The organism is Marinobacter sp. LV10MA510-1 (assembly GCF_002563885.1).
GTDB lineage: Bacteria > Pseudomonadota > Gammaproteobacteria > Pseudomonadales > Oleiphilaceae > Marinobacter.
Genome location: NZ_PDJA01000001.1, coordinates 2,957,251 through 2,970,073, shown reverse-complemented (window position 1 = coordinate 2,970,073; position 12,823 = coordinate 2,957,251). Strand labels below are relative to the sequence as shown.

Here is a 12,823-nt window from a genome sequence, read left to right as displayed (position 1 = left end):
TATCAGCAGAGATCTGTACTTACGCCGGGGCTCTGAAACTGCAGGGCAAAGAGCGTATGCGTTTACTCGATGACTTCGCTGATCTGAACCGTCGGCTGTACGTTGGTGAAATTCGGGATATCCCCCAGGATCTCCTTGGCGTGGGGCCCGAACGCCGCCTCGAAATCACTGAGGGAGTCAAAATACAGGTGCCCCATGGCGATGTAGGTGGGCGCCTCTCCCGGCGTGCCTCCTGCAAGGCCTGATTCGATAGCTGTTCGCTTGCACGCGTCTCCGAGTTTTTCACGAACCAGCGCCATATGAGTGTCACGGTAATAGGCAATGTCGAACGTGCTATCTGCAGCCTTGGGGTAGAGTACGCTGACTTTTATCATTATTGGGTTCTCGCTTTTTGAAGTTAATATAAGGCTTTTAGTGAACCGCATCCGCAGCATGTCGCCAATGGCACTTTAGAACGAATTTTGAACAATTACTCATTATTCCCATTACGGGGTTTTCGTGTCTTGAGCGCTTCCGCTACCCGTTTATCAATCCGACGTATGAATTCCTCGTCCGGCTTGCTGGAGGAGTGCGCCTTCATAAGATCGGTGCTGGCACGAAGGTTACCGATAAACGAGCGGCAGTGCTTGCACATCATCAGATGCATTTTCACAGACAGATTCAGCCGGCCGGTCAGCTCACCATCGATGTAATCACTGGCGATTCCGGCCAGGTCCCTGCACATTAACATTCGCCCGTCTCCTGGAAGGTTTCCACCATAAGAAAGATCTTCTGCCTGGCACGGTGTAAAAGGACACGAAGGTTAGAGGCACTGACATCCAGAATGTTACAGACGTCCTCGGATTTGTGTTGGTGAGCTTCGTACAGCATCAGGGCTGAGCGCTGGGTTTCTGGTAGCGCGGACAGGTGTTTGTCCAGGCAATCGCTGAGCGCGTCATTCTCCATCAAGGTATCTGCGGACTCATGGAACTTAAGTGAAGGAGGTAGGCCCCAACGGCCTTTTGCATTGAAGCGGTTGGCAAGCTCCGGTTCCATACTTTCGGAAAAATCAATGGCTACTTCGCGTTTGCTGGATCGGAGCTTGTTCTTGCAGCGGTTGGCGACAATTCGGTGCAACCAGGTTTTCAGGCCGGAACGGCCTTCAAATTTGTGAATGGCATCGATCACCGTCACCCAGCAATCCTGAACAATCTCTTCAGCACTGGAATAATCCAGGTAAAACCGGGCGACGGCCAACATACCCGGGGAATATTCTCGAACGGCTTTTTTGTAGGCAGATGAATCGCCTCTTTTCAGGTCTTCGATCAGCGAACTTTGGGGGTCCGGATGCACTGCGGTGTTCATGGGATTCCGTTCCTTATCAGTCTGGGTTTGGTCGTTATGTTTGTATAGTGTTTCAGATTAAGGGAAAGTTTCAGTATTCTGGAACGAATGTTCAAAAACCTTAGTTCAATCGCTATGTAACATCCAGTCGGTGATTGTGTCTTAGCGTGAACAGCGTATTGGTTTATACATCTTAAAAGGCATGGATATGACGCGTAGCAAGCTTTTACTCATTTTAGTTATCGCCGTGATTGCGGGTGTTTTTCTCGGCTTCGACGGGCACAAGCTGCTGACTCTGGAGAGCTTGCAGGCGAATCAGGGCGCTCTGGCGCAATGGATTGATCAGAACCTTCTTGTAGCCGTTGTCGGTTATGCCGCAATTTATGTGGTGGTCACAGCTCTGTCCCTGCCGGGGGCGACCATCATGACACTGGCCGGCGGTGCCTTTTTCGGTAACCTGTATGGCTTGGCGGCGGTTTCCATTGCCTCAACGCTGGGGGCTTCCCTGGCGTTTCTGGTGGCGAGATTCCTCATGCGCGACACCCTGCGGGAGCGCTATCGGGAAACCATCGCTAAAATGGACCGTGGCATTAAAAAGGACGGTGCGTTCTATCTGGCAACCCTGCGTCTTGTGCCGGTGTTCCCGTTCTTTCTGATCAACTTGGCGATGGGCCTCACTGGGATGAAGCTGCGGACCTACGCACTGGTTAGCTGGGTTGCCATGTTGCCGGGCACGTTTGTGTTTGTGAATGCCGGCACACAGTTGGGTCAGATTCAGTCCACTGGCGATATCGTTTCTGCGGATTTGCTGCTGTCGTTTGCCTTGCTTGGGCTTTTCCCGCTGATTGCGAAATTTGTGGTGGGCTTTCTCCGTCGTCGCAAGGTCTATGCCGGCTGGCAGAAGCCGGCAAAGTTTGATTTCAATTTGTTGGTGATTGGCGGCGGTTCTGCCGGGCTGGTATCGGCTTATATTGCTGCGGTGGTGAAAGCCAAAGTGGGCTTGATAGAAAAACACAAAATGGGTGGTGACTGCCTGAACACCGGCTGCGTGCCCTCCAAAGCGCTGATTCGCAGCGCTAAAGCCGCCGACACCCTGCGCCATGCCAATCGGTATGGCTTGGAATCAGTGCCGGTGAAAGGCTCGTTTAAAGCCATCATGGAACGGGTGCAGCAGACTATAAAAACCATTGAACCAAACGATTCGCCGGAGCGTTACCGTTCGCTGGGAGTAGACGTAATGCTTGGCAGCGCGCGCTTCGTTAGCCCCTGGGAACTGGAAGTGCAGCATAACGATGGCCGCAGCGAACGGCTGACGGCCCGCAGTATTGTTATCGCCACCGGCGGTAAGCCGGCCGTGCCGGACATACCGGGGCTGGCGGACATGAACCCGCTGCATTCTGACAATCTATGGCAGTTGGAACAGCAACCCCAGCGGTTGCTGGTATTGGGTGGTGGACCCATCGGCTCCGAACTGGCCCATGCTTTTGCGCGCCTGGGCTCGCAGGTTGTGCTGGTGCAACACGGCAATCAGATTTTGGCCAAGGAAGACGCCGACGTAGCTGAACTGGTGCTGGAGCAATTCCGCGCCGACGGTATTGACGTGCGCCTGAATCACAAGGCGGTCGAATTTTGTGTCGAAAACGGCGAAAAAATCGCTTACTGCGACTATCAGGGCGATCGCGTATGTATTGCCTTTGACGAGGTATTGGTGGCCGTAGGGCGAGCCGCGAACACTGAAGGCCTGAACCTGGAAGCGCTGGGTATCGAACCGCAAAAAAGCGGCATGTTACCCACTGAAGACGATTTGAGCGTGCGCTTTCCCAACATTTTTGCTTGTGGCGATGTAGCCGGGCCTTATCAATTTACCCACGCGGCTTCCCATCAAGCTTGGTACGCGGCGGTAAACGGCCTGTTTGGATCGTTTAAGCGCTTCAAGGTGGATTACAGAGTGATGCCTTGGGTTACTTTTACCTCGCCGGAAGTGGCCCGTGTGGGTTTGAGCGAAGCGGAGGCTAAGGCGCAGAAGATCGACTATCAGCTTACCCGTTATGACCTGGGCGGCTTGGATCGTGCCATTACCGAAAGCGACAGCGTCGGGTTTATAAAAGTGCTGACGCCACCGGGCAAAGACAAAATCCTTGGCGTGGTGGTGGTGGGTTCCCACGCTGGCGAAATTCTGGCGGAATTCACTCTGGCGATGAAGCACGGCCTGGGATTAAATAAAATTCTTGGCACAATTCACCCGTACCCGACCTGGAATGAAGCGGCCAAAGCCACGGCGGGCCAGTGGAAACAGGCCAATGCGCCCCAGCGTTTGCTGGCCATGGTGGAAAAGATTCACAGTTGGCGTCGCGGTTAAGACACGTTCGGCGCCAACGCCGGTCTGATTGCTGCTGTTTGACGGCTATCTCAATGCTGTCTAAATGCTAAATATAACGAGTGTCGAAATTTTTAATTATGGAGTCTGTATGCCCTTGACCCTAGCCAGCACGCCCGTTAAGACTGCCCGCACGCGTATCCCGCTGGTGGAAGTTTTGGAGCCACGCGCAGCCGATAGCTGGACGCACACCCGTAACGGTGATCCTCGTGGATATATTGATGCAAACACGCTAAAAGAGCTGTGGATTCACACCGGCACCGCCTGCAACCTGGCTTGTCCGTTCTGCCTGGAAGGCAGTCATCCCGGTGATGGCCGCATTCCCGGGATGAAGCTGAGCGATGTGAAGCCGTTTATCCACGAAGCTATGGACATGGGCGTGGAGCAGTTTTCTTTCACTGGAGGCGAGCCGTTTGTGATTCGGGATTTTGTGAATATCCTGGATTACGCCAGCCAGCACCGGCAATGTTTTGTATTGACCAACGCCACCGAACCGCTGTTGAAACGCCGGCATCAGGTGCTGCCGTTGCTGAACAATCCTTATCCCATTCATTTTCGCGTTAGCCTGGATTTTCCTGACCGCGCCCGCCACGACAAAGACCGCGGTGAAGGCAGTTTTGATCAGGCCTTAGAGGGCGTGTACTGGCTGGTTGAGCAGGGTTTTAAGGTCTCTATTGCTCGCCAGACCGACGCTGACGAAGTGCCGGCCAAGGTAGAGGCTGCGTTCCGCGAGATTTTCCGCGAATGGGGCATTCCCGAAACCCTGGCGTTTACCGCGTTTCCAGACCTGGGTACGCCGGGTTCGGAAGACGGCAGCCCGGAAATTACTGAAAACTGCATGGAGAAATACCCCACCGTTGATAGTCGCGCGCATTTTATGTGCACCTACACGCGGATGTTGGTGAAGAAGGGTGATGATGTGCGGGTGTATGCCTGTACGTTGGTGGACGACGATCCGCAGTACGATTTGGGTGGGTCGCTGGCCGAGAGCATGGATGAGCGCGTTATGTTGCGCCATCATCGGTGCTTTTCCTGCTATCGCTATGGGGCTAGTTGTTCGGCGCCTGCTTAATTCAGATTCGGGTGTTTTATGTTTAGGAGTTTTTGAGGCCGTTGGTGGGGTCGCCTTCGTTGAGCATCTTTGCCAGGCGTTGTCGTTCGTTTTCATTGGGCAGTACACCGGTTATTTCGGCTTCCAGAACGGTGGCTCCGTCACCATTGATGACGCTGATTTCTGCCTTTGCGCGTTGCCGTTCGTCGATTTCGCGGATGACCCAGTCGCAGGTCAATGTTTCACCGGCATAGACCGGTCGCTTGAACTTGAATGACATGCTTGATGCTAACCAGCCTATTTGACCGCCGATTTCGGTGATCAGGCTTGCTGTCAGGAGGCCGTGAGCAATAGGTTCGCGCATACCTTTCAGCTTGGCAAAATGGCTGTCGCAATGGACCGGGTTATAGTCTCTCGAAAGAGTCGCGAAGGATGCGATGTCTTCGGAGCTAAAACAGCGGGTTATGGTAAAGCGATCGCCGACACTTAGCCCTTCGGCAGCGCGCTGGCGGATGTTTGTGATGAGTATCTGGGGCTTATCTGGCATGACTTATTTTCCTTATTAGGCTGAACCCGCTGGACCGTATGGTATCAACCCCACCTAAAAATCAGAACTGCAAGGAATAAACAAACAATGAACATCACCGAAGCCACGCTATTTTGGGGCTTTCTTCTGGCTTACGGTATAATTATGTACGTTTTTTCGCCGAAAAGCCGGAATCCGGAATCGTTTTATAAGGGCACAGACGACCATGGGAATTCGGTGGGGCAGTGGTCGCTGACGGCGAGCATTTTTATCAGCTGGATTTTCGCCAAGTCGGTTACCAACGCGGCCAATCTGGGGGCGGCCTACGGTGTTGTGGGTGGCCTGGCTTACGCCAGTTATTGGCTGTCGATTCCAGTGGCGGGTTATGTGATCTATCGTATTCGCTGCCAGACCGGTGCCCGTAGCTTGCAGGAGTTTTTGACCTCGCGCTTTGGCCGACTGGCATCGCTGGCGTTTGCGGCGGCGATTCTGATTCGGTTGTACAACGAGATCTGGAGCAACACGGCCGTGGTAGGCGGTTATTTCGGTTCGCCCGGGCAGTGGCAGTATTACACCGCTGCCATGGTGTTTACCGCGTTTACCCTGGCTTACAGCCTGAAGGGCGGGCTGCGGTCATCGATTTTTACCGACGTTATTCAGACCTTTGTGTTCGTGTTTTTTCTCGGCGCGGTGCTGTTTATGATCTTGCCCGCAAACGATGCGGGAGTGATGCTGCGTGAGGGTGATTTCCGTTTGGACGCGGGGTTGGATTTGCTGCTAGTGGCGCTGTTGCAGCTGTTCAGCTACCCGTTCCACGATCCGGTGCTGACAGACCGAGCCTTTGTAAATCGTGAAAAAACCATGCTCAAAAGCTTTGTGGTGGCTGGTTTGTTGGGCTTTGTGGCGGTGTTTATCTTTAGCTTGGTGGGGGTTCATGCGCGTCTGAACGGTATCGACGCCATGGGTAACGCACCGGCTGCAGTCGGCCGTTCGCTGGGTTTGGCAGCGCTGTTCTTTATGAGCGTGATCATGATGACATCAGCCGGTTCAACCCTGGATTCCACCTTTACCTCCCTGGCCAAGTCGCTGGCGGTAGACTTGCCGCGGTTGGCGCGGCGTGCATCAAACCGGCTGCCCAGTATGCGGGTGGGAGCGGTGGTGATGGTGGTGTTTGCGCTCTTGGGGAATCTGCCTATGTTCGCTGGTACGGATATTCTGGCGGCAACCACCATTTCCGGCACCATGGTGATGGGGCTGGCGCCGGTGTTCCTGTTTTATGGCTTTACTCGTTGGTCGCCGTGGAGTTTTCACCTGAGTTTCTGGACCGGCTTTGCGCTAGGTTTGGCCTTGGCCGTAGGTGCTATTCCCGCAAGTTGGGGCATTGGTGACGGTAAGTACGGGCTGTTGTTGGGCGTTAATGCCTGGGGCTTTGTACTTTGTACGTCGGGCTTCTTTGCGCCCTTGCTGGTCGCACGATGGCGTCGCCAGCCCTTAGCGGTTTCGTCTTACTGATTGATCAGTTCCGCTTTGTTTTAGGCCCTTGGCTAAATCCGTTAGTGATGGGTCTTTCGGGGCCTAAGAATTTGTTTCCAAAATCCTTCTGCGCTTTTCCCGAGGCTTTTTGTCTCGACACACTTTTAAGTCCCCGAGCCTGTCAATTCCGTACAAAAAGTAATCAAAATTTGCTATCGAATCTCGGTATTGACGGCTATTATTCTGATGATTTATGCTGTTATCAGTAGCTAATGAGCCCGTCTACTTTAGAGTAAACTTGAAATTTAATTTGTGGTCTATATAATTCGACTCTAAATTTTCAAGGTAAACAGATTCGTTATGACATCAGAAGGATCGAATACCACCGCCATTAACCTGCGCAAACCTGGGAAGGATGATGGCTTCCGGCTGAACCAGCTGGTAACGGAATGTCCACCGCTGGATCCGAACTCAATTTATTGCAATCTTTTGCAGTGCAGCGACTTTGCCGACACGGCAGTGGCTGCAGAGAAAGACGGCGATCTGGTCGGCTTTATTTCTGGTTATGTTCTCCCCCAGAAGCCCGAAACCGTATTTGTATGGCAGGTTGCAGTTCACCAGAAAGGCCGGGGTCAAGGGCTCGCCAAGCGCATGTTGAAGGCAATTGTTGCACGTCAGGAGCTCAGTCACATTAGCCATATGGAAACCACCATTACCGCTGACAACGACGCTTCCTGGGCGCTGTTCCGCTCTTTCGCCCGGGACATGGGCGCCGAATTGACCTTTGAGGAGCACTTCACCAAAGACGTGCACTTTGGCGGTCAGCACGAATCCGAAATTTTGCTGCGCATTGGGCCCTTTACCCAACCCGGCTGAGCCCTAATGCCAGAGTGAATTCGCCAGCCGCCAAGCTCACTTCGGTTAGCTTGGCATAGCGTGCCCCCTTGAATCCGACATGCCAAGAGGTAACACCATGGAATTATTCAAAACCGTTGAATCTGAAGTACGTGTATATAGCCGTGCTTTCCCGGTCATCTTTAACCGCGCCAAAAATGCTCACTTGTACACCGAAGATGGCAAAGAGTATCTGGATTTCTTAGCCGGTGCCGGTTCACTGAACTACGGCCATAATAACGATGTGTTGAAAAAAGCCCTGCTGGAATATATCGAAGCCGACGGTGTTAGCCAGGGCCTGGATATGTTCACCACGGCCAAGCATGACTTTATTGAATCCTACAAAAAGTACATTCTGGATCCCCGCGGTCTGGATTATAAAATTCAGTTCACCGGCCCCACTGGCACCAACTGCGTAGAAGCCGCTCTGAAACTGGCGCGCAAGGTAAAAGGGCGTACCGGTATTATCTCGTTCACTAACGGTTTCCACGGTGTCACCTTGGGAGCGGTTGCCGCCACCGGCAATAAGCATCATCGCGGCGGTGCTGGCATGCCGCTGTCCGGCGTTGATTTCATGTTTTACGACGGCTATTTGGGCGAAAACATCGACACTCTGGAAGTGATGGACAAATTGTTGTCTGACAGTTCTTCCGGTGTTGAACTGCCTGCGGCCGTTATAGTAGAAGCGGTACAGGGCGAAGGCGGCTTGAACGCCTCGCGTGCCGAATGGCTGAAAGGTCTGGAAACCCTGTGTAAGAAACACGACATTCTGCTGATACTGGACGATATTCAGGCCGGCAATGGCCGCACGGGCGAGTTTTTCAGCTTTGAGTTTGCCGGTATCAAGCCGGATATGGTGACTGTGTCGAAATCACTCAGTGGTTATGGCTTGCCGATGGCGCTGGTGTTGCTCAAGCCAGAGCTGGACGTGTGGGATTCCGGCGAGCACAACGGTACTTTTCGTGGTAACAATATGGCGTTTATTACCGCCCGCACGGCCGTGGAAACCTATTGGAAAGACGACAACTTTGCCAATGAAGTGAAAGCCAAGTCGAAAGTGTTGGGTGATGCGCTTCAGGCTATTTGTGACAAGTACCCTGGCGAGTTTAAGGTTAAAGGCCGCGGATTGATGCGCGGTATTGAGGCCACGAACGCAGACATTACCGATCCGATCACCAGCCGCTGCTTTGAGAAAGGCCTGATTATCGAAACCAGTGGCCCTAATGACGAAGTGATCAAATGCCTGATGCCGCTGACCACCAGCGAAGACGACCTGAAAAAAGGCGCGCGTCTGCTGGCTGAAAGTGTGGATGAAATCATGCAGGAACGCATGAAAAAGGTGTCCTGAATCCGGGCCGCCGTAAACACCGCACAAACGTGCTCCACAGAATGGATAGCAAAGGCAACATTATGACTACGCAACTACACACCGTCGAAAAAATCGGCGGCACCTCCATGACCAACTACGAGGCTGTCCGCGACAACATCATTATTGGTAATCGCGGCAAAGACGAGCTGTATCAGCGCATCTTTGTGGTATCGGCCTACGCCGGTGTCACCAACGAGTTACTGGAGCATAAAAAAACCGGTGAGCCTGGCGTTTACGCCTTGTTCGCCGATGCGGAATCGGACTGGGCTTGGGGCGACGATCTCAGCAAGCTGGTGCGCTTGCTTATCGACATCAACGGCGAGATGTTTGAAGATTCGATGCTGAAACAGCAGGCCGACCAGTTCATTACGGATCGGGTTGAAGGCGTACGCGGCTGCCTGATCGACCTGCAGCGCTTGTGTTCCTATGGTCAGTTTCAGCTTGAAGAACACTTGCTGACGGTGCGTGAAATGCTGGCCGGTATCGGCGAAGCCCATAGTGCCTTCAACATTACGTTGAAGCTGCAGCAGGAAGGTATCAACGCCCGCTTTGTAGACTTGACCGGCTGGCGCGATGCAGGACTGTTGCCGCTGGATGAGAAGCTCAAACAGGCGTTCGATGCAGTAGACTTAAGCCGTGAGCTGCCCATTGCTACCGGTTATGCGCAGTGCAAGGAAGGCTTGATGCGTACCTTTGATCGCGGCTACAGTGAAATGACCTTCAGCCGGGTGGCGGTGATCACCGAGGCCCGTGAAGCCGTTATTCACAAGGAATACCATTTGAGTTCGGCTGACCCCAACATTGTGGGTGCCGATAAAGTAGTACCTTTGGGTCGCACCAACTATGACGTGGCCGACCAACTGGCCAACCTGGGTATGGAAGCCATTCACCCACGTGCCGGTAAAGGCCTGCGCCAGAATGATATTCCACTGCGGGTGATGAACGCCTTTGAGCCGGAACATACCGGTACTCTGATCACTAAAGATTACGTTAGCGAAAAACCCCAGGTAGAAATTATTGCCGGTGCCAAGGGCATCTTCGCCATTGAGGTGTTTGATCAAGACATGCAGGGCGAGCCAGGTTCAGACCGCAAGATTCTGGACGTGCTGACCCGCTTTAAGGTGCGCTTTGTGTCAAAAGACACCAACGCTAACACCATTACCCATTACGTGAGTACTACGCTGAAACACGTAAAGCGGGTGGTGAACGCGCTGAAAGAGACTTTTCCCAATGCTGAGGTGAATACTCGCAAAGTGGCGCTGGTATCGGCCATTGGCAGTGACATAAAAGTGCCGGGCATTCTGGCAAGATCGGTAAAAGCGATGGCCGATGCAGACATCAGTGTGCTGGCGTTGCACCAGTGCATGCGCCAGGTGGATATTCAGTTTGTCATTGATGAAGACAACTACAAGGCTACGATTGTGGCTCTGCACGCCGCGTTGATAGAACCCCACAATCACGAATATGCGATTGCCTCGGCCGAGCAGTGCGCTTTGGATTAAAGCGCACTCTAGGTTAGTAAACCCCCTCGCGTATAGGTTTGTCAGCGGAGCGAACCACTTGGTTCTGGGAAATATCAGCCGTAATGAGCGGCAAAGAACCAGGTGGCAACAATTACCTGACACACCACCACTGTCAGCGTTAGCCCCAAGCGCAGGCGAAGATACCACGCTGGCCAGTAAACCTTCATCCAGCGTGCGTCCACCAGATACAACCCCAAAAATGCCAATGTGAACAGTACGGCTTTCCACGGCGAGGACACTAATAAGCCCACACCTGCCGCAATAAAAAATATCTGACTGAACAACATCGACACCAGCGGCGACATTGGGTAGCAGCGGTCTTCACGCTGAAGCGCGATGGTCCAGTAAACACCCGCCATAAAGGCCAGTATTCCAGCGCTATACACGTAAAACCAGCTGCTGACCACCAAGCTGTGATGGGGCATAAAAAACAGCGCTAAAACTGCGCTGATAAAGGGAACCAGGCCGGCCAAGCCAACAAAAATGGCCAATCGGGCCACTGCAATCACGGCTTTTGCCTCTGTACTCGAACCCTCAGCGGTTCAACGCTGCTAGGTTCCATGCCAACCATTTCATTGTACGCTGATACATGAACGACTTGAGTTTCGAGTATGTGTAAATTGCTCAACATGTCCTGGGCATGCCAGGTGCTACGAAATTGCGAAGTTGTACCCTGCTCATCAGACAGAATCATTTGTTGGCCGCCGACTGTAAGCCGTGCCATATAGCTCTGGCCTTCCAGAGACAGTATTTCCATTAGTTCGATGCTCGCATTTTTGCGATTTTTCAGTTGTTCCAGGGTAATACGCACAGTTACTCTCCGGTTTACTTCTTACCGAACTAGATACGCAGGATCAGTTGTTTGAGATCATCTATCGCGGGAGGCCATAGAGCGTATCGGGCGCTGAAGCAGCGGTTCCCAGAGAGAGTCCAGAGTGTCTGCCGGAGTCAGCCTGTAGTCGTCCAGGGGCGGCTCCAGCAAACGGATGGGAGGCCAGGTAAGAGGCGTTTCAGGCGCCTCTGTTGCTAATCGGCGATACACCAGCGTGACCAAAAAGCCGTCTACATAGATGCAGCAGGCCTGCCATGGCCGAGCGCTGTCGCACTGGTCGCCGTAAAGTTCGAACCCGCGGCGCACCTCCAGGGTTTGCAGATTGCCGGCAATGCCGCGGGCAGTGGCTTTCAGCCAGGCTTCTTTCAGTGTCCATACTTTTAGAAATTCCAAGGCGTCGTCTTGAGCCAGCAGCCATTCCTGTTCAACCGGTGAAAACCAGCGCTGCACGACTTTCTGCCAGTTTGGGCGGCGTTGACAAGGTTCTATGTCCAGGCCTACCTCGCCTTGCAGGTTCGTTGCGCAGGCCGCTATTCCGTTGCTGTGGCTGAGCGACAGCCGCCAGTCAGGAGGGTACTGCGACTCTGTAGGTCGCCCCGCGCTTGGCGAGCACGCGCTAGGCGCCTCGCCGCTGGCACCCGCCAGTGCCTGGCGAATCAACCAGCGGCTACTGAGAAACTCGGCACGCCGAGTGCCTTGACAAGGCAAAGCTCTGGTATGTTCACTGGCATTTAACCAGGGTGGCAGTTCAAAGCGAGTGCTTGTGGTTTGATGGCACAGCCATACAGTCGGTGTCACTCAGGGTTGCAACCTTTCGATGGCCCAAGGTTCATCACCGCCTTGTTCAGTGCGGTTATATTCGAAGCGATCGTGCAGGCGGCTGGGGCGACCCTGCCAGAACTCGATGCTGTGGGGCACCACCCGGAAGCCACCCCAAAAACTAGGCAGCGGCACTTCACCGTCACTAAACTTGCGTTTTATTTCCGCGACTTTCTGTTCCAGCAGCCCGCGGGAGGTAATGGCCTTGCTTTGCTCTGACACCCAAGCGCCAATCTGGCTGCCGCGGGGGCGCGAGGCGAAATAGCGCAGAGATTCGGTTTTGCTGACTTTTTCGACTTTGCCCTGAATGCGCACCTGGCGATTCAGGCCTAACCACGGAAAAAGCAGGGCAGCTTGTGGATTCTGCTCCATTTCACGAGCCTTACGGCTGCCATAATTGGTGTAAAATACAAAACCGTGGTCGTCGAAGTATTTCAGCAACACGGTACGCAAATCGGGCAGGCCATCGCTGCCGGCGGTGGCTAGCGACATGGCATTGGGTTCCAGAATGTCGGCTTTCCGAGCATCTTCAAACCAGGCTTGAAACTGCTGAATAGGATTGTCATCCAGCTGGTCCCGGTCCAGACCGTCGCTTTCGAAATCCCGGCGCATATCTCCAATGTCCATCAACCTTCC

14 protein-coding genes are annotated in these 12,823 nt (G+C 53.5%); 6 read left to right on the top strand and 8 right to left on the bottom strand.

Annotation, left to right across the window (positions count from 1 at the left end):
- Window positions 1-62: 62 nt before the first annotated feature.
- The 3 genes from ATI45_RS14205 to ATI45_RS14195 form a co-directional block, all read right to left on the bottom strand.
- Window positions 63-374 (bottom strand): EthD family reductase, encoded by a 312-nt coding sequence (locus tag ATI45_RS14205; protein WP_007349219.1) that lies wholly within the window; start codon window positions 372-374, stop codon window positions 63-65.
- 95 nt (window positions 375-469) lie between these two features.
- Window positions 470-730 (bottom strand): zf-HC2 domain-containing protein, encoded by a 261-nt coding sequence (locus tag ATI45_RS14200; protein ID WP_098420152.1) that lies wholly within the window; start codon window positions 728-730, stop codon window positions 470-472.
- Window positions 724-1,344, bottom strand: coding sequence for an RNA polymerase sigma factor (locus ATI45_RS14195; RefSeq protein WP_098420151.1), 621 nt, complete (start codon window positions 1,342-1,344; stop codon window positions 724-726). Before ATI45_RS14195 ends, ATI45_RS14200 begins: the two co-directional genes overlap by 7 nt.
- A 187-nt stretch (window positions 1,345-1,531) precedes the next feature.
- Here ATI45_RS14195 and ATI45_RS14190 point away from each other — a divergent pair, with 187 nt between their 5' ends.
- Both ATI45_RS14190 and ATI45_RS14185 read left to right on the top strand, forming a co-directional pair.
- On the top strand, window positions 1,532-3,682 hold the full coding sequence (locus ATI45_RS14190; protein ID WP_098420149.1) for an FAD-dependent oxidoreductase: 2,151 nt from the start codon (window positions 1,532-1,534) through the stop codon (window positions 3,680-3,682).
- Window positions 3,683-3,791: 109 nt separating this feature from the next.
- Entirely contained in the window at window positions 3,792-4,772 is a 981-nt protein-coding gene (locus tag ATI45_RS14185) for a radical SAM protein (protein WP_098420148.1), read from the top strand.
- A 22-nt stretch (window positions 4,773-4,794) separates the two neighbouring features.
- Here ATI45_RS14185 and ATI45_RS14180 read toward each other — a convergent pair whose 3' ends face one another.
- Window positions 4,795-5,298: a MaoC family dehydratase gene (locus ATI45_RS14180; RefSeq protein ID WP_098420146.1), complete on the bottom strand. Its 504-nt coding sequence runs from the start codon at window positions 5,296-5,298 to the stop codon at window positions 4,795-4,797.
- A gap of 87 nt (window positions 5,299-5,385) precedes the next feature.
- Between ATI45_RS14180 and ATI45_RS14175 the strand changes: the two genes are divergently transcribed.
- The 4 genes from ATI45_RS14175 to ATI45_RS14160 all read left to right on the top strand — a co-directional run bounded on the left by ATI45_RS14175 (window position 5,386) and on the right by ATI45_RS14160 (window position 10,515).
- Window positions 5,386-6,789 carry a sodium:solute symporter family transporter gene (locus ATI45_RS14175; RefSeq protein ID WP_098420144.1) on the top strand — a complete coding sequence of 468 codons (1,404 nt, stop codon included), beginning with the start codon at window positions 5,386-5,388 and terminating at the stop codon, window positions 6,787-6,789.
- Between the two features lie 321 nt (window positions 6,790-7,110).
- Window positions 7,111-7,626 (top strand): diaminobutyrate acetyltransferase, encoded by a 516-nt coding sequence (gene ectA / locus ATI45_RS14170; protein WP_098420142.1) that lies wholly within the window; start codon window positions 7,111-7,113, stop codon window positions 7,624-7,626.
- A gap of 97 nt (window positions 7,627-7,723) precedes the next feature.
- On the top strand, window positions 7,724-8,992 hold the full coding sequence (gene ectB, locus ATI45_RS14165; RefSeq protein ID WP_098420140.1) for a diaminobutyrate--2-oxoglutarate transaminase: 1,269 nt from the start codon (window positions 7,724-7,726) through the stop codon (window positions 8,990-8,992).
- A 62-nt stretch (window positions 8,993-9,054) separates the two neighbouring features.
- The gene (locus ATI45_RS14160; RefSeq protein WP_098420139.1) at window positions 9,055-10,515 is read left to right on the top strand and encodes an aspartate kinase; all 1,461 of its coding nucleotides are present in this window, start codon (window positions 9,055-9,057) and stop codon (window positions 10,513-10,515) included.
- Window positions 10,516-10,589: 74 nt separating this feature from the next.
- Here the strand turns inward: ATI45_RS14160 and ATI45_RS14155 are convergent, their stop codons facing one another.
- Genes ATI45_RS14155 through pdxH form a run of 4 tightly spaced genes read right to left on the bottom strand, consistent with a single transcriptional unit; the run spans window position 10,590 to window position 12,814 of the window.
- Window positions 10,590-11,045: a DUF3429 domain-containing protein gene (locus ATI45_RS14155; protein ID WP_098420137.1), complete on the bottom strand. Its 456-nt coding sequence runs from the start codon at window positions 11,043-11,045 to the stop codon at window positions 10,590-10,592.
- Window positions 11,042-11,347, bottom strand: a complete 306-nt coding sequence (locus tag ATI45_RS14150) for a DUF6482 family protein (RefSeq protein ID WP_098420135.1) — start codon at window positions 11,345-11,347, stop codon at window positions 11,042-11,044. The genes ATI45_RS14155 and ATI45_RS14150 overlap by 4 nt, the downstream gene beginning before the upstream one ends.
- Before the next feature lie 57 nt (window positions 11,348-11,404).
- Entirely contained in the window at window positions 11,405-12,166 is a 762-nt protein-coding gene (locus ATI45_RS14145) for a 4'-phosphopantetheinyl transferase family protein (RefSeq protein WP_228735983.1), read from the bottom strand.
- Window positions 12,167-12,814 (bottom strand): pyridoxamine 5'-phosphate oxidase, encoded by a 648-nt coding sequence (pdxH, locus tag ATI45_RS14140; RefSeq protein WP_098420133.1) that lies wholly within the window; start codon window positions 12,812-12,814, stop codon window positions 12,167-12,169. It lies immediately after the preceding gene.
- Between the last annotated feature and the right edge of the window lie 9 nt (window positions 12,815-12,823).